Source organism: Elusimicrobiota bacterium, assembly GCA_016180815.1.
GTDB lineage: Bacteria > Elusimicrobiota > Elusimicrobia > JACQPE01 > JACQPE01 > JACPAN01.
Map to the genome: position 1 here is coordinate 84,633 of JACPAN010000015.1, position 23,726 is coordinate 108,358.

Annotated in this window: 11 protein-coding genes and 1 riboswitch; of the genes, 1 reads left to right on the forward strand and 10 read right to left on the reverse strand. The window is 51.5% G+C overall.

Going from position 1 to position 23,726, the window contains the following annotated elements; translation table 11 throughout:
• Positions 1-67: 67 nt before the first annotated feature.
• From HYT79_08300 to metF, 6 genes are all read right to left on the reverse strand, one after another.
• The gene (locus HYT79_08300; GenBank protein MBI2070588.1) at positions 68-10,837 is read right to left on the reverse strand and encodes a hypothetical protein; all 10,770 of its coding nucleotides are present in this window, start codon (positions 10,835-10,837) and stop codon (positions 68-70) included.
• 564 nt (positions 10,838-11,401) lie between these two features.
• Entirely contained in the window at positions 11,402-12,418 is a 1,017-nt protein-coding gene (locus HYT79_08305) for a hypothetical protein (GenBank protein ID MBI2070589.1), read from the reverse strand.
• A 226-nt stretch (positions 12,419-12,644) separates the two neighbouring features.
• Positions 12,645-12,733, reverse strand: a riboswitch (cyclic di-GMP riboswitch).
• Positions 12,734-12,968: 235 nt separating this feature from the next.
• Positions 12,969-13,646, reverse strand: a complete 678-nt coding sequence (locus HYT79_08310) for a helix-turn-helix domain-containing protein (GenBank protein MBI2070590.1) — start codon at positions 13,644-13,646, stop codon at positions 12,969-12,971.
• Between the two features lie 361 nt (positions 13,647-14,007).
• Positions 14,008-14,415, reverse strand: coding sequence for a hypothetical protein (locus HYT79_08315; GenBank protein ID MBI2070591.1), 408 nt, complete (start codon positions 14,413-14,415; stop codon positions 14,008-14,010).
• The gene (locus HYT79_08320; GenBank protein ID MBI2070592.1) at positions 14,412-15,083 is read right to left on the reverse strand and encodes a thermonuclease family protein; all 672 of its coding nucleotides are present in this window, start codon (positions 15,081-15,083) and stop codon (positions 14,412-14,414) included. The genes HYT79_08315 and HYT79_08320 overlap by 4 nt, the downstream gene beginning before the upstream one ends.
• Complete coding sequence (metF, locus tag HYT79_08325; GenBank protein ID MBI2070593.1) at positions 15,046-15,960, reverse strand: methylenetetrahydrofolate reductase [NAD(P)H]; 915 nt, start codon at positions 15,958-15,960, stop codon at positions 15,046-15,048. Before metF ends, HYT79_08320 begins: the two co-directional genes overlap by 38 nt.
• Before the next feature lie 34 nt (positions 15,961-15,994).
• Here metF and HYT79_08330 point away from each other — a divergent pair, with 34 nt between their 5' ends.
• Positions 15,995-17,149 (forward strand): DegT/DnrJ/EryC1/StrS family aminotransferase, encoded by a 1,155-nt coding sequence (locus tag HYT79_08330; GenBank protein MBI2070594.1) that lies wholly within the window; start codon positions 15,995-15,997, stop codon positions 17,147-17,149.
• A gap of 25 nt (positions 17,150-17,174) precedes the next feature.
• On the opposite strand, the gene gyrA is transcribed toward HYT79_08330, so the two are convergent.
• The 4 genes from gyrA to dnaN are packed head-to-tail and all read right to left on the reverse strand — an operon-like array spanning position 17,175 to position 23,653.
• On the reverse strand, positions 17,175-19,694 hold the full coding sequence (gene gyrA, locus HYT79_08335; protein MBI2070595.1) for a DNA gyrase subunit A: 2,520 nt from the start codon (positions 19,692-19,694) through the stop codon (positions 17,175-17,177).
• Positions 19,695-19,696: 2 nt separating this feature from the next.
• Positions 19,697-22,204 (reverse strand): DNA topoisomerase (ATP-hydrolyzing) subunit B, encoded by a 2,508-nt coding sequence (gene gyrB, locus HYT79_08340; GenBank protein MBI2070596.1) that lies wholly within the window; start codon positions 22,202-22,204, stop codon positions 19,697-19,699.
• Positions 22,205-22,213: 9 nt separating this feature from the next.
• A complete protein-coding gene (locus HYT79_08345; GenBank protein MBI2070597.1) occupies positions 22,214-22,474 on the reverse strand; it encodes a hypothetical protein in 261 nt (86 codons plus the stop codon).
• Between the two features lie 33 nt (positions 22,475-22,507).
• Positions 22,508-23,653, reverse strand: coding sequence for a DNA polymerase III subunit beta (dnaN, locus tag HYT79_08350; protein MBI2070598.1), 1,146 nt, complete (start codon positions 23,651-23,653; stop codon positions 22,508-22,510).
• Positions 23,654-23,726: the final 73 nt, after the last annotated feature.

Below are 23,726 nucleotides of genomic sequence, written 5' to 3' on the forward strand. Positions count from 1 at the left end.
CAGCCAAACCTTGCTCCTTCGCGCCGGCCGCTCCGGCGGATAAACATGTTTAGTTATAAGAGGACACTCACCTGACCACATAAATTTTTCCTTTGGCTCTCAGAACTTCCGAGCCTTTTTTGGCTTCAACCAGATAGATGATTTGAGGCAGGCCGCTTAGGCTTTCCTCTTTGACAAGCTCCCCGGATATCGAATAAATCAGGATGCGCGCGGAATCAGCCAGGCCGGTTTCAATGTGAAGGGTGGGTTTGGCTCCGCCTATAGCGGGATTGGGATAGGCATAAATTTCTCCCAATTGGAATTTTGGATCAGGTCCCAAGGCTTGCGGAGTGTCAAGAGCGGCCGCTGTTTTAGCGCCGCCTTTTTGTTTCTCGCCGTCTTGTGTTTGCGCGGGGATTTGACCGGATAAACCGTCGGCTTGAACAAAGAGCGAAGCCCCTTGAATCACGATGTCTTTAGCAAAAAGATTGCCGGTAATCGAGCTGTTGCCCGTGGCTTTCACCGAGGAGTTCGGCGCATAAAGAATAACCGCGGCCCGCGATCCTCCCGCAAATTCGTGGGTTCGGTCGAAATCCGAGAACACGACCAAGTCTGCGGCCCGTCCCGAGGCGTTCATCGATCCTGCGCCGGTGATGACCAGAGGCCCTGTCAGAAAAATGCGCACGGGACCGCTGGAAATTAAAGCCGCTTGGGAATCGATGCTCATCCCGGAGAAAAGATAGCTGCCTGCGTCCAACGTCAAGATCGCGCCCTTGCTGACAACAAGCGCCCCATCCGGGCTCAGGAATTGGCTTGGGATTAAGCCGTTGTCGTTGGTTTGGGCCAAATCAGCTTTGATGGAAGCTAAATCAATGGGAGAGGCATGAACGGAATCCGAAGCGATGGTTTGCGTGCCGATAATAACGCTGTTTCCTTTAAGCTCGATGGCCGGGGCCATCACGCTTCCCGTGAGGCGGACATTGCCCGAAGCGTTGTAGGCGCCGTTGGAGACGATTTTACCCACAATATCCGCCGTTCCCGAGGCGGTGATGGTAGCCGTCCCTGCCGCGATCATGGCCGTCTCCCTTAAAGGCGTCACGGACAAAGCGAGTGTCCTCGCAGTCTCAAGATTCCCCAGATTATCCCGGCTTCTGTATTTGACGGCATGCTCCCCCTGGGCAGGCAAAGTAAACGCCGCAGAATAGACCTGAAAAGCGTCGTCATCAACGGCAAATTCCGTTTGCGATACATCGGAGCTCACCCCGTTAACCTTGGGATCGACCGCAGAAAGAGTAATGAGGGTATTGGGTGTAATCACGGTCCGGCCAAAAGCGCTGAAGGCGCCCTCCCCCAAACTCAACTCAGTGGTGGGCGGGGTGTTATCCACCGCGATTTGGACGGTCTTTATCGTTTCTTGATTTCCCACCACATCCACGGAAAAGAATTTCACTTCATGAAACCCTTCAGCAGAAATAGCGAATGTGGCGCTAAATACGGCAAACGATGATTGATCGACGCTGAACTCGGTCCGGGCCACGCCCAAACCGATGCCGTCGCCCACCTCGACTAAATCATCAATAGCGGAAAACCCAAGCGATGTGTCCTTGGTGACAAAAACAGGGTTGTCCCCGAATTTGGGCTCTCCGGCAACCAGGCTTGTCCTGGGCGCCAAAAGATCATGAATCACTTCAAAAACTCCGGACACGGTAATTGTTGAGTTATTTACCCAGTCCTTGGCCTCAACCTCCAAAACCCAAAGACCATCGTCAATAGAAAGAGGGTCGATCACTTGTCCTTGATGGACGATAAGTCTGGTTGGACCTCTGGTTGTTCCGGTGTTCTGACGTTGCACCAATTCCAGGCGCAGAATGTCGGGAGCGGGATCGAAATTGTCGGAAACAGAAGCGTTGATTGTGATCGAGCCTTGGGAAGCGACAAAGCGTTCCCCTCCTGCCGGGGAAGAAACGGTCACAACAGGAGGGGTCCGGTCAATCAAAATCTTTTCGGTTTGATCCTCGCCTTGGTTTCTGGATAAATCCTTGCCGGAAATGACGATGGTTTGCTCGCCTTCCAGGGCGTCTTGAGCGGCCGAGAGTTTAAACGTCCAAGAAAAAGACGGCGGCTCGTTTTTGTCAAAAGCCTGCGAGTTTCCGGCTTTAACCACCGGCTCGCCTAAAAGCCGTTCAGAAGCGATGAAGCGTATCGTGGCCGTGGACAAGGGACCGGCGACAGATGGTGAAGAAACATCAACAATGCGGATTAAATCAAGCGACAAAAATTCCAGCACTGGGCTTGCCTGTTCGGTCGTGGCCCGCGAGAGCGTGCTCCTAAACTTGATTTGGCGATGGGTTATATCGGCTGACGATAAAAGATCGATAGGAAAGAAATTTTGTCCGTCCGAGGTGAACTCGTGTTGAATGGAGCCTTGCGCCAAATTCTGCGTGACCTGGAAATGATTGATTTTGGACAGCTCAGGCAAGCTGATAAAGGGCGTTTCCACCGTGCCCAGCAATGTGCCCTCTTGGGAGCCGCCGCCTCCGTTGCCTGAAGGGCCGGAGAGTATTCTAAAGCTCCGGACATCCAAACCGATGGGCACAGGCTCAAAGGAGCGGGCTTCCAAGCCGAAGCCCGCTCCGCGAAGATCGGGGTCCCCAAACGTCAGTTGCCCCGTAAGAATTTCATTGCCGTTGACGGACAACCGGACATTGCCCTGGCTAACCGTGACAAGATAATCGAGGAAATCGAACGTTTGCGCCGGAGGCAGGTCGATATCCCTTCTGCCCAACACCTGTTCCCTGGAATTGTTGAACAAACGCGCCAGCCCGGCGGCTGTGTCGATTTCCAAAACGCCTCCAAATTGATCATCCTGCATAAAAATCAACAGCCTGGAATCCGATGTTTTGAGCGCGGCGCGCAGCTCCAAGCGATATTCCTGCGAGGCGCTTAATTCCTGCATAAACAAATAGTTAATATCCCCGTCATCCGGGGAGGAAAGCTTTAAGAACGATTGCATGGTCGCGCCTTCAGTCACTATTTGTTCGCTGGGAGGCTGGGTAAAGAATCGATTGATTCTTTTTTGAACGAAGGGGCCGAATTGTTCGGGCAGCACAGTCGCCTGATAATCCACCAAGACCCCGCCCGGACCTCCGCCGTTGCCCGGGGAGCCTCCTGTCGGCGGCTCGGGCCCTCCCGTGAAATACCGGAAGAATTCAAACTCCGCGTCCAGGGTTCCGTCGGGAACCAGGGTCTTGGCTCCATAGGCCACCTGGGGTAGGGCGTCGAAGGCAAAGGGCGAAGTAGGAAGAGCAGCCTCAAGGCGTAGAACGCCGTCTTCAAAAACGCGCACTAATTGTTCCGCGAGCGAGTTGGGATCAGGCCCCACGCTCAATAGGTAAGTCCTGGTTTCTCCGGTACCCGCTCCGATTGGAAACTCGCCGATCGTTGCCGTCTCAGGAGATAATAAATCGCCGTTTGTAAAACGCAGCGTGCCCTGGCCGGGCTCGATCAATAGCTCCAGGGCCGTGTCTTGATCGCTGATAACCGTCATGCTTAAGGCTGTCTGTTCATTCATGGCCCGGCCCCGCATCTCCGTGACATAGCCCTGATCAATGTTCAACTCAAAATTTTCCTGGGTATAAAAGGCATGGGCGAAGCCGAAGGTCGTCAATCTTAAACTCCCCGGCGTCAATTCCTGGGATACGTTTAAAATAGGAATCGAGGCCAAGAATTGGAAAGGCGGAGCAAAGCCGGTGGGAAGCTCGGCAGTTCCCGCGGCCTGATACTCTACCGTCCATTGCCCGGTTCCCGGATCGGGACCCGGCCCCGGACCCCCGCCATCAATCAATTTCACCCCGCCGTTGAAGGCCGTCAGCCCGTTAAACACGTTGACCGGGTCATTGGCCTGGATGAATAAGGGGGCTGTTCCCGAGAACGTGGGCGGCGTGTTGTCCACCACGATCACCACGCTTTGGGCGGAGGAATGATTGTCCAGGTTATCCGTGGCGTCAAAAGTCAAAACAAAACGGCCCTCTTCGGAAAAATTCATGGGGAGCATGACAGGCTCGGAGTTACCTTGATCAGCGGGGCATTCATCTGTGACTGGGTCAGGCTCAGGACAGGGCTCCTGAGCGTTGCCGTTTAACCGCTCCAGCCTGAATACGGTTTCCCTGACCCCTGAGCCTGCGTCCGTGGACCTAAAATCAATCATGTCCGCGCTGTTTACATAAATCGTCCCGTTTTCCCGGAACACTCCAGAGGGTAGAATAAGTTCCGTGGCAGGCGGGGTATTGTCTAGGGCGATTTTTATTGTTTGGGTTGACTCTGAGTTGCCCTCGGTATCCTGCGCGTAAAATCTCAAGTCATAGGTCCTGTCTTCAACGCCCAGAAGATTAAGGGCCTTGGAAAAAACAGGGGACGTGGATTGGGGATTGAGCACGGCTTCATCAAAAATGGAATCTAAGCCCAAGTTCAAGCGTTCCACCCCGATGCCCTGGCTGTCCCCTAATTCATTGGCATCGTCTTTGACATCAAAGTTAAGCGTTGTATTAGCCGTTATAAAAACAGGCTCCTGCCCTAATCGCGGCAGTCCGATGAATAGCGTTGTCCTTGGCGGTAGAATATCCTTGTGCACGATTTCAAAAGGACCGGAAACAACCGAAGTCGAGTTAAAAACAGAATCCTGCGCTTGCGCGCTCAGCGTCCAAATCCCGTCATCCAGGCTTAGAAGATCAAGCTCCTGGCCATTAGCCACGGGAGCAAAAGCCGGTCCCGTTGTTTCTCCTTTGTCCTGCGTTTGAATCAAAGTAGCCGAAGAAATTGGGGCGGGATCAAAATTGTCTTGAACCAGAACGTCGATTTTGGCCTTGTCTCTGGGATGAATGAGCTTGATATTGGATACGGGGGATTTTACGGTGATTCTTGGCGGCGTCACATCCACCAGAACAAGAGCGGTTTCATCTTGTCCTTCATTGCCGGACAAGTCCCTTCCCTTAATAACGACCGGGATCAATCCTTCCTGGATGCCGTTATCGATTAAGAAATTAAAATTCCAGGACAAAGACGCAGGCACATTGCCGTCAACGGCGTTTAAGTCGCCGATTGTGACCGAAGGCTTGCCCACAAGTCTTTCCGAAGCCAAAAATTCGATGTTTAACGGCTGTCTTTTACTGATGGCTGAGGCGGACAATTGGACCTTGCTGTCAAATTCCAGACGCAAAGCCGTTAAAACAGGGCTTTTCTTTCCTTTATCATCCCGGCTTAACGTGCTTTTGAATTTGATTTGCCCTGCCGATATTGCCGTCTGGGAAAGCTCGCTAACGGGAAAGAAATTCGTTCCATCATTGGTGAATTCATGAATAATTTGCCCCTCGTTCACAAATTGAATGGGGGTAAAGCCGGAAAACAAAGCCGATGTCGAAACATTGATGAACGGCGTCTCCAATGTCCCGGCCAAAGCCCCTTCCTGAACGGTTTTAGCGATGCGGAAATAATCGATTTCCATTTGTGGAAGGCCCTGCGCGACGAAGGGCTCGACAGCCGCCACGCCGAAGAACCCGCCCGGATGCAAAGAAGCGGATTTAGGCGGCAATTGCGCCTCAAAAAGCGTTTGATTATCGGCAAAAACTTTGGCTTTCCCGCTATTGACCTCGATTGCATAGGCATGGAAGCTCAACGCATCAGGCATGGGCGCCGAGGCGATGGGCGCGCCCAGCATATCCGCCTGAATCCTTGCGCCTCCCGCCTGATCGATTAAAAGAATTCCGGCAAAACTTTCGTCCTCAAAGCCGAGGGCTAAGAGGGAATTCGGGCTCGCTGGCCGTCCTCGTAGTTGCAGTTGATAAGACTCGTTTGAGTTTAACGCGAGGGGAAATTGATACGCAATGCCACCTAAGTCCGTTTGGACTTGGAGAATATCCTCGCGTATTTTTTCTTCGGTTTCTTCAAGCGTGGGCAAATTCGCGCCTTCCTTGATGCGCGCGAGTCCAACCTCATTCGGCAACCGGGCCGCGTCATAAGAGAAAACGGTTTCCTGCCCTGTTGCGCCCCTGGCCGCCCGGAAAAAATCGATTTCCGCGATGCCTTGACCGATGGGCGCCAGGCTCTCCACACCGAAACCGGCAAAAGTCAAAGCAGCAGGGTCCGGGGGCAAGGGCGGGTTTGTCCTAAAAGCAAAACCAATGGGCTCGTTATTAATAAAAAATGTCATCTCTTCTCCGGTCGCGCCGCCGTTATTTAGGCCATAGGAATTGAATTCCTGAGGATCAAAGCCCCGCTCGCGGATATTCATCATTTGCATTTCGACCTGCACATCCTGCGTTCTTTGAATGGAGACATTGCCGTCATGATCGACTCTCAATTGGAAGGAGTTCCTCTCATCGTTGAATTGCATCAGCAAAGCCGCCCTGTCGACGACGCGCCCCCGCATCTCAATGCCGTAAGGCTCGTCTGAATTAAATCCGGTGTTGACGAAAAGATAAGAGACAAAACCTAAGGCGCCTTCCACGCCCACGCGCAATGCGCCGGCCATGATTTCCTCAATCACCGGTTGCGCGTTGGAAAGCACGGTTTGCAAAGGCGGATTATTGTGCTGGGGCAAAACATTGCCTTCATAAACCAGCAATCCCTCCGGGTCTTTGCGGATAACGAAGGATTCAACCTCAAGCCCCACGTTTTTAATATCCGCCGCAATCGCGTTCCTTGCGCCGAACCCGGTCAAAGTGTCAGCCAAACTTCCTTCAAAAGGCGGCAGAAAGCCGGTAAAAAGAATTTGCCCGTCTATGGAAAGCTTTAAATCGCCTCCCTGTACGCTTACGCCCCAGGTGTGGAAATTACCCACATCGATTCCTTGGGCCGCATAAAGAATCTGCCCGCCGGACACCAAAGCCAAATGCCCCGTCTTATCCAAAAACAGCCTGCCCTGGAATTGCCCGTCGAAGAAATTTAATGTCATGACCGACTCCAAATCTCCGATGGGCCGGGCTTTCAATTCCAAGGTGTATTGTTGGGAGCTGTTGATATTGGGATTTAAGCTGTAGAAAAACCCGCCCTGAGTCCGGGCCGCGGCCCTTAAAAATCGCTGATCGATGACTTGTTGGGAAACAATTCCTCCAATAGTGTCTTGGCGAAGAGGCATGGTTCTGACGATGGGGCTGAAGTCTTGAGGAATCACCCCGGCTTCGTAGCTGATCATGGGTTTGACCGGAGTCTGTTGAGGCAATTGGGGACCGTCCGTAAAATAACGGAAGTAGTCGATTTCCACATTGCTGGAATTCGCCCCTGCGCCGAAAGGATCGCCCGCCCCAAATTCCGCGAAGGGCATGAAGGGCAACTCATGGGCCGGGATATGAGGCGGCAGAAACTCGCGCACATCCTGCTCAACAATCGTTGTTTCATCCGCCAGAACCTTGACCAGAAAATCCTTGACCGCAATGCGGTAATCATGGAATTCCATGGGCTCGTTAATATCGAACTCCTGCTGGAACCATCCGCTGCCGAAGGCAAGCTCCTCAGGGTTGTCCCCGACAGTCAATCGCCCTTGCCCGGCGCCGCTAATCGTCAAAAGAATCCCGTAGCGGTTGTTGAATCCGCCCATTCTTAGAGCCGAGTCCTCGTCAACGGGCCTGGCCCTCATCTCAAGGACATAGCCCTTATCCGAAGAAATCCTCAAATTGGGCTGCTCGTAAATCAAAGCCTCCCCTTGAAATGCGCTAATTTTGAGCAAACCCTCTTCGACGCTTCGCTCAAAAGCAGGGGCAAAGAGAGGAGAAATCCTAAACCTTGGCGTGTTTTCTTCAGGCAGAACGTCCCCCGTATATTCCACGCTCCAGGGGGAAAGCAAAGAAGGGTCAACCTCTCCTTGCCCCGCCAATCTTACCGAGGCGTGGGCGATTTCCAAATCCGTCAGCGTGTTCAAGGGGTCGGCGGCCCGGACATAAAGCGTGTCCGAGAATGAAGGAGGGGTGTTGTCGATGATTATGGTCGCCGCATGGCCTGCCTCCGCGTTATCGACATGGTCCACGGATTTAAAAACAAGAATGAATTCGCCTTCGGAGGGGAAAATCAACGGCTCTTGAGGATTGAAAACCTGGAATTCCCCGCCGTTGACGCTGTACAGAGTATGTTTAACGCCGGCCAAATTGTCTTGGGTTTCAAAACTAAAGGAATCGTTGCTCGTTGCGTAATAAACGTTGTTTTCTTTGAAGAGTTCTCTTGATGCTTTGAGTGTTGTTTGCGGAGGGGTTTGATCTAAGGCGAGGATTGCCGTCTGCTGTTCTTCCTGGTTGCCGGAGAAGTCTGTGGCAGAGTAGCCGATGGTATGAGGACCATCCCCGGCCCCTAAAAGGGTCACCGTGGTGATGAAGGGCTTATCTGGCGGGTCTTTGTTGGAAAAGATATGAGTAAAAAGTCCGTCAATGGTTACAGTTAGACTGGCCACGCCCACGCCTAAACCGTCCCCCGGAGAAAGAAGCCCGTCGTTTGAAGTCAATTCCAAAGGCGTGTCCGGGCCGATGATTAAAGGCTCGGCAATGATCTGAGGCGTGCCCACCCGCAGTACGGTCCTGGGCGGCACCCGATCCTCCCCCCGTTTAATGGCCACGATAAAGGTGCCCAAGGAGGATGTAGTGCCGATCACCACGTTTAACGATGTATCTAATTGGGTGGTGATGTCGATCAATGAGCCGATTTGATATAGACGAACGTTTGCCTCATCTTCCGGATTCAACCCCGCATCGTCATAGGGTATACGCAATGCCACATTACCCTGCGTATTGGCCAAAGAAATGACTCCAAATTGAGGAACAACCGTCTGCACCGCCTCCTCCGGCGGCAGAACGTCTTCGCTTTCTAAGAAAGCATAGATGTGTCCTGGATGAGAAACTTGGTCAAAGGCAAGCTCGGCGTTGTTAATTCCAAGTTGAACAGAAATGTTATTGCCTCGGCGCAAAACTTGAGTTCCGGGTATCTCGTTCTCCAGAACCATCGCCCGAAGGATTCCTTGCGGACGAGTTGGGTCAAAAGCAACGGGAAAAACCCCAGCCGAACTATAAACATAAGCTGGTTCTCCGGTATCTGTCTCCAACCAACAAAGCCCCAAAGACCTCGGAGTGGAAAATTGATTGTGATCAATAAACCTGTACGAAAGGGTTGGGGAGCCATCTAAAGGTATCGAATTGCCTTGAGGGACAATATTGATGGTTTCAATTCTATCGGCGCAGGGAACAAGAAAAGGATCTGGAAATTCGGGAATGTTGGCCTGAGGAAAGACCGGACTTATTTTAGGCTCAAGACTTTCATTTTGATTCGATTGAAAAGCGGGATGACAGATCAAATTGTTGGAATCCGAACCTAGGCAGAATTCCCGTGTTTGGGAAAAGACAGTGCCGGCTACCGTAAGATCATTAAAGCAGGGGCTTGTACTGGGGTTGCAAATATGAGGTGAAATAGTACGGCTGAAAATACCCGCAGGGACGACAACACGATGCGGGCTGCCGCTTAGAATCCGTCTATTCCAATTAATTTTTAGTTCCAATGGGACTATGGTTTCGCCGAGAAGACCCAACATTCCTGAAAAATTTAATTCAGCGACTTCACTGATAGTTTTGACAACCACACCTCCTTCGACCACTTCAGATTCAGTGCCGGGGATATGAGGAGCTTCAATCGGAAATTCTTCAATGCGCCAACGAAGCTGAGCTTGCTCCGGTGAAAGCAACCCTCTGTGAACCAGCCGGGAAACTCCCCGACTCCAAATTTTAAAATTAGCCAAATTGATCTGAAACTCGCTGGGTGACGAATCCGAGCCATCTTGGGTCGAAGAATTGCCCGCTCGGTCAATGGCGACGATACTATAGCTGCCATCCGGCAAAGACCCGATGTTAAAAGGCGCATTGACTAAATTTTCTCCAGAAAAACTTATTTCATTGATGACGTTCTCTGATGAATCTTGTAGTTTAACCGACGCTATGCCGCTGCCTTCATCCGTTGCTTCAACGGCCAATGAAGGATCGTCAAAAGTGGCCGCCAACTTTGGGCCCGAGATGTCCAATATGAATGAAAAATTTTTGATATTTCCCGATTTATCTTTAGCCTCTACGCGATAGGTCCCATCCGGCAGACCGGACAAAGAGAACTCCGTGCTTTGAGGAGTGGTTTCTCCGCCAAGGAATCTTGACTGAGAAATTTCCGAACCGTCAGGACCGAACAGTTTGATTGACTCCAAACCGCTTTTAGGGTCCTCGGCCTGAGCCAAAAGCTTGGACGTATTGGTAAATTGGCCTTCAGGCAAGGATATTTCGGTGTCGGCAACGATAAGGTCTAAAGTCGGCGGGGTCCCATCAATCTCAAATCTGGTCTCTTGGCAGTTGGTTTGGTTGCGGATGTTCGTCCAACAGGCGATGAGCCGGTGTTCGCCGTCATGAAGACCCTCCGGCATCCAGTCGGTAAAAACAAAGTCTTCGCGGCCGACTCCCCTCGGTAGCACTCCATTGCTGCTGCCGTCTGCATAAACCGGCGGGTCTCGGTCCCGGCAGCCCGGAAGATCATCCGGGCATCCGCTGGTTTCGATATCGGTATGTAATGGGTCATGGAAGCTGGTTAATCCTCCATAAGCCCAGGTTCGAACATGCCCGGTGATTGAAATGTTATCCACGAAAATATCCAACGAGTCTAAGTTGGTCCCGATTTGAGAATCCAGCCGGACTTTTAAAAATGTGCTTGCAGAATTATGGACATTGACTAGAAAACCGTTGGTCCGGACGCGTCCCAATTGGTCGATAAATTGAACGGTGAAATTGCTGGCGGTATGATTGATATGGGTTAGAGGATTTTCGCTGACGCCGAGCCCAAGATCAATGTGCATGTGCGCGGGAAAGCCACCGGATGTGCCGGCGGGGCCGACGGGGGAACGCGCACGACTTGTGGTGCGCAAATTTTCCCCTTGTGCATTTAGAACAGGGGTTCCATTTATTAAAACGAGCTGGTTATCTGCGTTTTCCGCAGACAATGCATAATCTGCCACCGTCCGATTTGTACCTTGCAGCCAGCGCACGATACACAAATTTTCCTCATCGGTTCTTGTCAGGGTAAATTCTCCTGAGTCTATAGGTAGGGAAGCATTGTTGAACATATGAAGATAGCGAAAAAAATGGTTGTTATCGGTGAGTAAGCTTAAGATAAGAATACCATCGTTGGCGTAATTCAGTGAGGTTATCCGTCCTGCTTCTAAGAGTGGAAGTGATACGCCCTCTGCCGTTCCGTAATCAATACCTTTATGGAAATCCGGAGATGGTAATAGTCGCGGCCCAAAATCCGAAGTAACGGTGAAGCCGGGATCCACGGCTGTAATATGAGCATGGGCTATATTGGTGACAGTAAAAAAGCATCCCGCCAAAATAGCTTCGAGCGCAGCATACTTCAACATCACTTATTCCTCTTTCTCTTCGTTTGTTTCTTTAAGTACATGTTGGCCAGGTCTCCATATATATTTTCTAAACCGATCGCGATGCACTTCCCTCTCTTCTCCCTTGAAGAAGCGTACGCGATGTTTGGTCTTGCCTTGGCCCATCAATTTCCATCCCACTATAACGCCATCATCGTCAATCTCGCGAAGAGACGCGGTTTTTTCCCCCCAATCAATTCCGTAGACTTCGCCTCTGATTAGGTGTATAGCTTTAAGCCAATCTTTCCAAACATCTTTCTCAATAATAGGAGGACCAGGTTGCTGAAAAACTAGCCATTTTCCAGTAGGGGAAATCAGAAGGGTGCCACCCCACGATCCCTTCGACGATGTGGTTGAGAACATAATCTCGCAGCGATCGTTCAATACATAAAGATAACTGTCGGTCAGAGAATGATCATTTTCAAGTTGATCTAGGGACTTGAGTTTTGGGACGTCGTGATACACCTCAAAGGAAACTGGGTCAAAACCTCCGTCTTGTGCCACCAACGCTTTCCCATTCGCAGATAAGCGAATAGGGACCACCCTCGTTTGAAGTTCGCATGATAAAGTTCCATCGGCTCTATACCAAGATAGATGTACGGCGCTGGAGAAACGAATTTTATACGGATTACGTTCATCTTGATCCCGGAGCCATTCGTAAATGACCACATGGGATTGATCTTTACTCACGAGCGCATGGACCAATTTATGCACACGGTGCTCTTCCTCAATGAATTCCCCAGGACCAAAAGAGAGCCGTTTTAATTCATTGCCTTTGGAACTTCGGAAGACCACCCCGCTGATTTGTTTCTCACCGCGTGGATGAAAGAACTGTTTTTTCGCAAAAATGACCTCTATTGGGGGCCGTTCTGCTGTTTGCTGCGTCGTGTCGGTGCTTACTGCGAAGGCCGCGATAGGTGCGGTTGCCAAAAAACAGGCAATTAAAATAAACGAATCTATCAAGTTTGATTTTTCCCGAACCTTAAAATTTTTGATGTTCATTGACACCTTTCCTCCATACGATATTTCAGATTTATGCTGATATTAGCAGTCCAATGGAGATAGGTGGTAGGAATGAAACAAATCGGTACTAAATGCGAACGTCTAATCTTCCAACACATATGCACTCTTCCCCTCTCTTTTTACGCACTCAAAAGCAAAAGCCGGGCTGCCTGAAAATAAAGACAACGGCGCGTTCCCAAAAAACGCGCGTTCATCTTTATTGTCTTTCGGCAGCCCGGCCCTCTCCGCTTAAAGCAGAGAACCTTTACGTCGGCTTTGCGCCCCCTGATCGCTCAGGGTTTGCCGTTTCGTTTGCAAAAAATTAACAATCCTTCAAAGAACGATCCAGCTTTTAACCTGGCTTAAGCGTAAGGGGCGATCTTAACGGTTGTCAAGACCAGCGGGCGTGTAACAAAATGGTTACACCTCATGATTGAGGACTTAAAGGCTGGGCGGAGAATTTACCGTCGAGGAAATAAATTAAAAGGGAAAACTACTTTTGGGGAGTAAAAATAAAAATGAGGCGCGTAACAAAATTGTTACGTTCGATTTAGCTGATTATTATGCGAAAGCCCTGGCCGGGTACCCGGTCAACATAAACCGCATTCCTTAAATGAGCGGGGATCGCCTGGCGAACGCGGCTAAGCAACATTCTTAAGCCCGTGGAAGGAATCCCCAGGTGTCTTTGGACCTCCTGATCGGAAACAACCTCGTTCATATGGGCGGCCAATAAATAAAGAAACCTGGAAATCTCGGGGGTGAGATACTTGGATTTTCTCATTCCATGATCCGCCCACAGGGCGTCGGCCTGGGGATCCAGGGCAATGCTTCCTGCCTTTAAGGCTGATCTTTTACGGTACAGCGAGATTTTTCCTTTGATGAAGAAAAGAATTGAAGCGGTGTCCAATCCAGGCCCCAGGCAATCGATCCCAAGCCCCAGGGCCGCTTTTCTGTGTTCGATGCTGCCTTCGCGGCAAAGACAAAAAAGAGGAATAAAGGACAGACGAGACGTTTTATCGAGTTTTTCGGCCAATGCCTTGACCTCGCCCGTTTGACTTTCCGGCTCTCCCACAAGCAATATGGCGTCCGGGAAATGCTTCATGGCTTGAGGATAAACCTGGGCGGCTGTCGCGGCGCGCACGAGAGATACTTTTTCCTTCTGGAAGAATTTTTTCATTCGTTCGTAAGAGCGAGAAGCTTTCGCCATGACGACGATTTTCATCTGCATCAGAGGGATCCTCCCGGCCTATGTTTTTATAGATTTTAATGAATCATTGCGAATGATTTAATGGACGGAATTTCTTTTAGCATAAAGCGGGCCGCTGGTTTTTGCAAGGGGTAAATTTTCGACAGCGTAGGGATAAATAAATTTCAGCGCAACCAAATGAAATGGAGGGTATTCCCCAGGTGGCATTAGGGTGTCATTTTGGGAAGCAAAACGGCTCAAAACGGGTAAAGTTGGGTAAAGAAAAACCCCTGAAAATCAGGTTTTTTCATCATTCTCCGACGGGGGTTCTTGACATTTACAGACCGGTGCATTTAGCCGCTCTGCCACCTGGCCGCTCGGCTTAGATTATATGATTGCCGGGTTAAGGCAGGCGCAGTCCTCGGCGAATTTTTTTAAGGTCTTTTTTTGAAACCCTGATCGTTACCTCGGCAAAACCGTCGTCCCTCCACTCAGTTTTAACGATTTCAGCGCGCGACAGCGTGCCTTTTACCTTAAGATCGAATTTTTTGTCTGATTTCATCATCTCGCCCAACGTCGTTTTGCCGGCCTGCAGGGCTTCGACATACATCAATAAATGCGCTTGTGCCGAAACAATCGCCGCGTCCCTGGCTAAAGATTTTTTTTGGGTTTCGCTGGTCGCGCTTCCCGGCGGACGGCCGCCGCCCTTGGCGATGATGTGGGTTTTTGTTACCTCGATGTCCAGAGCCGGAACATCCTCCTGAGCGCAGACGGCGGCGGCCAAAAACGCGGCCAGCACAAGGCCGTTCACGGGCTTTCCGGGGCCGACGCCGACATGCTCTCTTCAGGGCAAGCCGACCAAAGGCCCTTGCCTTGACGCTTGGCCTCGGCTTCAACGGCCACAAATTCTTCGCTGTGGCCGTAAGGAAAACGGGTATAAGCAAAACCATACCCTTGAGCGATTAATTCCCTGTTGTGGAATGTGCCGTCCGCCAGAAAAAGATAGGCCAGCAAGCGTCCGTATTTATCCCGGTGGCGCACGGAGTCATTGGCCGGATCAAAAACCAAGCGGGCGCGGAAACCCTCGGCCCTGGCCTTGGTGTATTCCCAGGCTTCTTTGGCATAACAGCCGACGGGTTTCCTCGGATGATGCAGTTCCGGGGTGTCCACGCCGATCAAACGCACACGATCGCCGTCGGACAATTCCACGGTGTCTCCGTCAATCGCTCTGATCACGTCAACCACGCGCGGTTCGGGCGTGGCCGGTTGGGCGCTGTCGGCGGCCGAAGGGTTCTCTTGAGAAAGGAGAAGGGGGGTCGGGGCATGAATTTTTTGTTGAGAGAGCCAGACCCCCCGCGCCTCCCCCCACGACAAGGCATCGGGCAAACGAAACTGTTGGCCGGCGGATAAACCGGCTGCGGCGATGAGCGCAAGAAGCGCGCTAACGGCGAATATCGGACGACGTTTTGTCGGCGGCATGTTTGATCCTCCTTAGGATTTCCTGGGTGGCTTGGGATTTGTTAAGGGTGTAGAAGTGAATGCCCGGAGCCCCGCCCTTTAAAAGCTCCAGGCACTGCCGGGTTGCATGCTCAACACCAATGGAAGCAACAGCCTGAGGATCATTCTGCACGGGAGAAAGCCGTTCAATCAGCGCGGGAGGGATTTTAGCCCCGCACATCGAAGCGAATTTTCGAATCTGCTCGAAATTGGCGATAGGCATAATGCCGGGCACGATGGGCAGATGGATGCCGGCGGCGCGCGCCCGACGGACAAAATCAAAATAATCGCGATTGTCGAAAAAAAGCTGGGTCACCACATAATCGGCTCCGGCCTCCACCTTTTCCTTTAAATGCCGCAGGTCCTCTTCTTTAGAAGGGCATTCCGGATGGCCCTCGGGGTAACCGGCGACCCCGATGCACCAATCGTTTTGACGCCTGAGGTGCTCCACCAAATCGCGCGCGTATTTAAAATCCCTTTGGCCCACGGCAATGGCGCTGCCGTCCTTGGGCAAATCCCCGCGCAGGGCCATGATGCTGCCGATCCCCAGCCTGCGCGCTTCCTGAAGAATCTGGTCGATCTCAATGCGCGTATGCGCGATACATGTCAAATGCATGACCGTTTCAAAGCCGAAACGGTTTTTTAGGACCCCCGCCATTTCAACCGTAGCTTCCCGCGCGGAGCCCCCGGCGCCATAAGTCAGGGTGACAAAATGCGGCTTGAGGCCTTGCACTTGCTCCAGCATGGTCCGGAAGGCCTCTTTGGTTTGAGGGGTCTTGGGGAGAAAAAACTCAAAAGAAAAAACGGGCTCGTTCCGACGATAAAATTCAATAACCCTCACACATGACCCCGATATCATTTTATCTTAAGAGGAAGTGGTAAAATTTTTATTGATGGTCATTACAGCCAAAAAATCAAGCCGCCGGGCCGATATTCCGCTCCTTGACCTAAACCGGGAACACCGCTCTTTAAAGGCTTCTTTGGGGCGCTCCCTGGCCCGAATCGTGGCCAACAATCAATTTATCCGAGGGCCGGCCTACAAAGAATTTTGCCGTTCCTTCGCGAATTTTTGCCAAACCGCGCACTGCATCGGAGTCGCCAACGGCACGGATGCCCTTTACCTGGCCATCAAAGCCCTTGGGCTGGGCCCCGGCGACGAAATCATCACCTCCCCCCTGACCTTCATCGCTCCGGCTGAAGCCGCGTCCAACGCCGGCGCCACGGTTGTTTTCTCGGATGTTGAAGAACAAAGTTTTTGCCTTAATCCCGCGCTGATTGAGGCCAAAATCAGCTCCAAGACAAAAGCCGTCATCCCTGTTCATATTTTCGGTCAACCGGCCGACATGGACCCCATTCTGAAGCTGGCCGCGTCTAAACGCCTTCGTGTAATCGAAGACGCCTGCCAAGCGCACGGAGCCCGCTATCGCGGCCGGCGCGCCGGATCGTTGGGCGATCTGGGCTGTTTCAGTTTTTACCCGACCAAAAACCTGGGGGCCATGGGTGACGCCGGCGCCGTCACCGGCAATAATCCGGATTTAGCCGGACGCGTGGCGAGCCTGGCTGATCATGGTTCGCGCCAAAAATACATTCATGAAGAGCCGGGCATCAATAGCCGGCTGGATGATTTCCAAGCGGCCGTTCTACTGGTCAAGCTGCCGCGCTTGGAAAAAAATAACGCCAAACGGCGGCAATGGGCCGCTCTTTACGGAAAACTCTTGGAAGGCGCGGGCGATATTATTTGCCCCGAACCGGCCCCCGGCACCGAACCGGTTTTCCATTTATACGTCGTCAGAAGCGCCCGGCGCGACGCGCTTAAAGACTTCCTAAACGCCCGGGGAATCGGCGCCCAAGTTTATTACCCAGTGCCGCTTCATCTGCAATCGCCTTATCAAAAACTGGGGTATCACAACGGCGACTTTCCTGTGGCGGAACGCCTCTGCCGGGAAATGCTGGCGCTTCCCATGTTCCCGGATCTCAAAGAAAAAGAAGTCCGCCGGGTCGCTGCCGCCGTCCGATCATTTTTTGACACCAAAGCTTGGCGGGGCTAAACAACGGAACCGAAACGCTTAAGGATTACTCTTTGGCAAGCCCTTCGGCCTGGTGAACGCCGTTGGGCGTCGAATCTTGGGCGATGGGCTCCACGCAAGCCACGCGGTCGCCTTCCTCCAAACGAACCAAGCGGACGCCCTGGGTATTCCTTGAAATCACTTTAATGTCCTTGGCGCGCAAACGCACGCCCATGCCTTTTTCCGTCAACACCATCAGATCGCTGCCGTCATCCACCAGCTTGATGCCGACCACGGCGCCGTTTCGCTCCGTAGCTTTGATGGTAATAATGCCTGAACCGCCCCTGGACTGGTCCCGGTATTCATCCAAGGCCGTGCGCTTGCCGAAGCCGTTTTCACAAACCGTCAGAATGGTCCGCTGCTCGTCTTTGTTGGCGACTTCCATGCCGACGACCTCGTCGCCTTTTTCCAAACGAATGCCTCTGACGCCGTAAGCCACGCGTCCCATGGAACGAATGTCGGTTTCCGCAAAACGGATGATTTTTCCGTTTTTCGTGGCCAACAAAACTTCCTTGGTCCCGTCCGTCTTATGAACGCCGACCAAAACGTCGCCTTCTCTTAAATTGACCGCGGTGACGCCGGTTTTGCGGATATTTTCGAAATATTTGATATCGCAACGCTTGACCACGCCTTTCTTGGTCGCCATGACCAAAAATCCGGCTTTATTGGCTTCAAACGTCCGTATGGTGACCACGCCCGTCACCTTTTCTTCTTTGTTCGAAGAAATGCCGATTAATTGAATGGCGGGCTTGCCGCGGGAAATGCGCGAAGCCTCGGGGGTTTCAAAAACGCGGTTTTGATAAACGCGCCCGCGATTGGTGAAAAACAGCATGGTGGCATGCGTGTCCGTGACAATGGCTTCTTCGATAAAATCCTCGCCGCCTTTGTTGTCCATGGCCGTGACGCCTTTGCCGCCGCGCGCCTGAGCCCGATAAACGTCCACCGGCATGCGCTTGACGTAGCCCTGGCTGGAAATAGTCACGACAACCTCTTCTCTCTTGATTAAATCTTCTATGTTGGTTTCTTTGACTTCCAAAACGATTTCGGAGCGGCGCTTGGAAGCGTAGTCTTTGCTTAATTTGCCCAGTTCGTCTTTGATCAACTCCAAAATTTTCCTGGGCGAGCCAAGAATCAGGCGCAGCTGCTCGATCGTTTTGAGCAGGTCCCGATACTCATCCTCAAGCTTTTTGCGCTCAAGCCCGGTCAACTGCGCCAACCGCATGTCCAGAATAGCCTGGGCCTGCCTCAACGAAAGGCCGAGCTCCTCCATTAAAGTTTTTCTGGCGGTTTCCGTGTCCTTGGACTCCCGGATAATTTTGATCACCCGGCTGATGGCATCAATCGCAATGCGCAAGCCTTCGACGATATGCGCCCGCTCCTCGGCTTTGGCCAAATCAAAAGCGGTCCGGCGGCGAACGGTCTCGCGGCGATGTTCGACGTAGGAAACGATGACTTCTTTAAGAGAAAGAACTTTGGGCTGACCATCGACCAACGCCAGCATAATCACCCCGAACGCCACTTCCATCTGCGTGTGCTTATACAGCTGGTTTAAAACGACGTGCGGGTTGCCGTCTCTTTTGAGCTCAATAGAGACGCGGATTCCATCCCTGTCCGACTCGTCGCGCAAATCCGAAATGTCCGTGATTTTTTTGTCCCGGACCAGCTGGGCGATGGTCTCCAACAGCGTCGATTTATTCACTTGATACGGAATTTCTTTGATGATGATGGCGGTTTTTCCGCTTTTCGTCTCTTCGAATTCCGTTTTGGCCCGAATCGTGACCGAGCCGCGGCCTGAAACAAAATATTCCTTGATGCCGGATGTTCCCACCAGCAATCCGCCGGTCGGAAAGTCGGGCCCTTTAACATGCTCCATCATCTCATCGATGGAAATATTCGGGTTGTCGATATAAGCGGCGGTCGCTTCGCAGATTTCACCTAAATTATGCGGCGGAATATTCGTCGCCATGCCCACGGCAATGCCGGATGATCCATTGACCAGAAGATTGGGCAGTTTCGCCGGAAGAACGCGTGGTTCCGTCGTCGAGCCGTCAAAATTGGGGATAAAATCTACCGTGTTTTTTTCGATATCCGCGAGCATTTCACCGGAAACGCGGGAGAGGCGGGCCTCGGTATAACGGTAAGCGGCGGCCGGATCGCCGTCAATAGAACCGAAGTTTCCCTGGCCTTCGACCAAAGGCTCGCGCATGGAAAATTCCTGCGCCATGCGCACCAGCGCCTCGTAGACGGCCGAATCCCCATGGGGATGAAATTTGCCGAGCACGTCGCCGACCACGCGAGCGCATTTTTTAAACGGCTTGTTATGGGCCAGCCCCATCTGGTCCATGGTGTATAAAATCCGGCGATGAACGGGCTTTAAGCCGTCTCTGGCATCAGGCAGAGCGCGCCCCACGATCACGCTCATGGCGTAATCAATATAAGAGGATTTCATTTCCTCTTCGATCGGACGAACGGCCACCCGGCCGCCGATCTGATCCAAAGGCAGTTGTGGATCGTTTTTTTCAGCCATTATTAAACGTCCAGATTTTTGACTTCAAGGGCATGCTCTTCGATAAAGCGCTTGCGCGGCTCCACTTTTTCGCCCATGAGCGTCGTGAAAATTTGATCGGCATAAACAGAGTCCTGAAGCTCCACGCGCAACAGCTTTCTCTTGGCCGGATCCATGGTTGTTTCCCACAGCTGAGTCGGGTTCATTTCGCCCAAGCCTTTATAGCGTTGAATACCGGCATGTTTATAAACCAGATCGCCGGCTTTTTCAAACGCCCCCAACGGATCAATAAAATCGTCGCCGACAACCGCGCCGCTCGAGGCGTCTTTAAAGCGCAAGGCGGTTTCACTCGCATCGGCGCCGTCTTTTTTGGATTCTTCCGCAGACTTGCCGATGGCGCCGACGCCTTGTTCGTCCAGTTTTTTAAGCAGCGCGTCCACGTCCTGAAGCTCGGCCAAATCCTTAAATTCCTGCCCTAATTCTTCGGCGCCTTCGCCGAGTTCTTGGCCCTCCTCTTTAAGCTTTGTGCGTCGCGCCTCAAGGTACCCGGGTTTGGCTTTGAGCCAATCGCGCTCGCTGTAGAAGAAGACGCGTTCGCCGCTACCGAGCTCAAGCATGTACAGAGGAATTTTTTTATTAATGACAAAACCTTGGATATCGGCCCATGGTATTTTCTTTTTTTCCAGACGTTTGCTTAACACATTCAATTGACGGATCAAATCCAAAAGGTCGGACAGTTTCGAGCCTTTAAAAGCGGCCGTTTCTTTGCCTTTTTTAACCACGCACAACTCATAGGCGCGAACAGCCTCTTCACGCACCCATTCATCGAGCATCTCCTGGGTTTCCAGATAAAATTCTTTTTTTCCTTTGGTTAGTTTATACAACGGCGGAACCGCGATATACATATGTCCTTTTTCGATTAAAGGACGCATCTGCCGATAAAAAAACGTCAACAGCAGGGTCCGTATATGCTGCCCGTCCACGTCCGCGTCAGCCATGATGATGACTTTACCGTAACGCAATTTCGTGAAATCAAATCCTCCGCTTTCGCCGGTTTCTCCGTTTGTAACGCCGCCGATGCCGGCGCCGATCGCCGTAATCAAGGTGCGGATTTCCTCGTTGGAGAGAACTTTCATCAGCCGGGCCTTTTCCACGTTGATAATTTTGCCTCGAATCGGAAGAATCGCCTGAAAACGTCTGTCCCTGCCCATCTTGGCCGATCCTCCGGCCGAATCGCCCTCGACGATGAACAGTTCGCAGCGAGCGGGGTCTTTTTCCTGGCAGTCGGCCAGCTTTCCCGGCAAAGAAGAAATCTCAAGAAGGCCTTTGCGCCGGGTTAAATCCCTGGCTTTCCTGGCCGCTTCGCGCGCTTCCGCTGCGCCGATGGCCTTTGCAATCACGGCCTTGGCCGTTTGAGGGTGTTCCTCAAAATACGTGGTCAACGTGTCGCCAACCGTAGACTTAATGACGCCTTCCACCTCGGAATTGCCCAGTTTTGTTTTTGTCTGGCCTTCAAACTGGGGATTTAAAACCTTGATCGACAAAACCGCGGCCAACCCCTCCCGGGCGTCTTCTCCGGTGATGGCCAATTCTTTATTCTTCAACAACTCATAACGTTTCACATAGTCGTTGACAACCCGGGTTAATGCCGAACGAAAGCCGGCCATATGCGTGCCGCCTTCCGTGGTGTGGATATTATTGACGAAAGAATAAACGTTTTCGTCGAAACCGTCGTTATACTGAAGCGCCATCTCCACTTCCACGTCGTCTTTTTCTTTTTTGATGTGGATGGGCTCGTTGTGAACCAATGTTTTATTGGAATTTAAAAATTTAACGAACTCGACCAGGCCGCCTTCGTAAAGAAAAATATGCTTTTTGTCTTCCCGCTCGTCGATCATCGTGATGCGCGTTCCGGCGTTTAAAAAAGCCAGCTCGCGAAGGCGTTTGGAAAGTGTTTCAAAAGAAAATTCCGTTTCCCTGAAAATTTCTTTGTCCGGGAAAAAAATAACCTTTGTCCCGCGGTCGTCGGATTTACCGACGGCTTCCACTTCGGTCTGCGGCTTGCCCCGGGCATAGCGCTGTTGGTAAACCTTGCCTCCGCGATAAACTTCCACCAGCAGCCATTCGGAAAGGGCGTTAACCACGGAAACGCCGACGCCGTGAAGTCCCCCGGAAACACGGTACGCTTTCTTTTCAAATTTTCCGCCGGCATGCAGAACGGTCATGACGATTTCCAAGGCGCTTTTTCCCCGGATTTTAGGGTCCTTGACTTCCGTCATCGGATCCACCGGAATGCCGCGGCCGTCATCAAGAACGGAAACGCTTCCATCGCGATGAATAGTGATGTCGATGTTTTTGGCGAACCCGGCTAAAACCTCGTCGATGGAATTATCCACCACTTCATAAACCAAATGGTGAAGGCCAGCCGGCCCCGTGGTGCCGATATACATGGCGGGACGGCGCCGGACGGCTTCCAGCCCTTCAATAACTTGAATTTCTTTAGATGTGTACGCTTCTTCGCCTTTTACCAAAGAATTTCCCTATTTCGTTTCATTTTGAACGCGTATGTCTTTAATTCCATGCGCCTTTAAATGCTCGATTATTTCTCGTTTGCGCAAACGAATCTCCCAATGAAGAGCAGGATGATCGCCGACCGCAATCAATGTTCCTTCGCGAATCTTAAACGCTTTAATCGACCCCCAAAGTTTACCAAAAGCGAAGCGTAAATCTTTGGAAAAAACAGGGGTTAAATAGGGGCCGGCCGGGAGTCCTTTTAATAGAACAAAGCCGATTTTTTTCAATTGACCAACGAATGGGAAAACGTTTGACGATTGTTAATTTTGAACCCGCGTCGGCATAACGACGTAGGTATAACCGGGGGCTTCCGGGGTTGAAAATAGAGCCGGGTTAACGGCTGTCGTCATTGAAACTTCGAACACGTCGCCGTCGACGCTTTTCAAAAAGTCAATCACATGATGAGGGTTGAAGGAAATCTCGAATCCCTCTTCTCCTTGGAAAGAAAGCACCGGGATATCCTCCTCAAACTCGTAATGGCCCAGGGTTTTAGATGTCACCTGACACGCCGCTTTCGTAAAGCGATACCGGCAAGTCCCCACCCTGTCGGTAATGCACAACGAAGCCCTTTTCGTCACCGCCGCAAACGCTTCTCGATTGATACGGGCGACAATGCTCGAACGCCTGGGGATAACCTGCTCCCATCCGGGGAAATTACCGTCGATCAAACGGGAAAACAGCGTTGTTTCCCCGAATTTAAACCCCGCCTTATTCTCCGAAATTTCAACAAAAACTTTTTCATCGGGAGGGAGCTCTTCCTGAAGATGGGCGATAATGCGCCCGACTTCGGAAAGAGCCTTCGCCGGAACGATCGCTTTAAATTCAACTCCGGCAGGCAACCCCTCGGCTCCGGCGGCGGCCAAACGCCGTCCATCCGTGGCCACTAAATTAATCTTGCCTTTGGCCAAGATAAAAAGAACGCCGTTTAAGACGTACCTGGTTTCATCGGTGCTGGCCGCAAAGACCGTCTTTTTAATCATATCCATTAAAATCTTAGGTGGAAAAGCGACCGCTTTTTTTTCGTCAAAATCCGGCAATGCCGGATAATCGTCCCTTGGGATTCCGGCGATCTGAAAGCGGGAATGCGAACCCAAAACTTGAACCCTATTATTCTCTTTCAGCTCAAAAACAACGTCTATCTGAGACCCGTTCATGGGAAGCTCGTGCAGGATTTCCCCAAGTTTTTTGGCGGGTAAAGTAATTGACCCTTCTTCCTCGATAACCGCGTTCAGCGAGCTGCGGACGCTCATTTCTAAATCCGTCGATGTAATCCAGAGCTTTTTAGCCTTTAATTCCGTTTCTAAAAGGTAATTGGAAAGAATGGGCAAAGACGATCGTCTCGAAATGGTGTTTTGAACAATTTGCAGACGGTTTATGAGATCTTTTTTATCTATTTTAACTTTCATCGTTATCATCAAACCGTGGAAACCTGTTAGTAAGGCTGTTTCCCCTTAGAGTTCTTATGTGGATAAATTGTTG

Coding starts and splice junctions, on each gene's coding strand:
- HYT79_08300 (MBI2070588.1), bottom strand. CDS start 10,837: ATGCACATTGATCTTGGGCTCGGCGTCAGCGAAAATCCTCTAACCCAT.
- HYT79_08305 (MBI2070589.1), bottom strand. CDS start 12,418: ATGAACATCAAAAATTTTAAGGTTCGGGAAAAATCAAACTTGATAGAT.
- HYT79_08310 (MBI2070590.1), bottom strand. CDS start 13,646: ATGCAGATGAAAATCGTCGTCATGGCGAAAGCTTCTCGCTCTTACGAA.
- HYT79_08320 (MBI2070592.1), bottom strand. CDS start 15,083: ATGCCGCCGACAAAACGTCGTCCGATATTCGCCGTTAGCGCGCTTCTT.
- metF (MBI2070593.1), bottom strand. CDS start 15,960: ATGATATCGGGGTCATGTGTGAGGGTTATTGAATTTTATCGTCGGAAC.
- HYT79_08330 (MBI2070594.1), top strand. CDS start 15,995: ATGGTCATTACAGCCAAAAAATCAAGCCGCCGGGCCGATATTCCGCTC.
- gyrA (MBI2070595.1), bottom strand. CDS start 19,694: ATGGCTGAAAAAAACGATCCACAACTGCCTTTGGATCAGATCGGCGGC.
- dnaN (MBI2070598.1), bottom strand. CDS start 23,653: ATGAAAGTTAAAATAGATAAAAAAGATCTCATAAACCGTCTGCAAATT.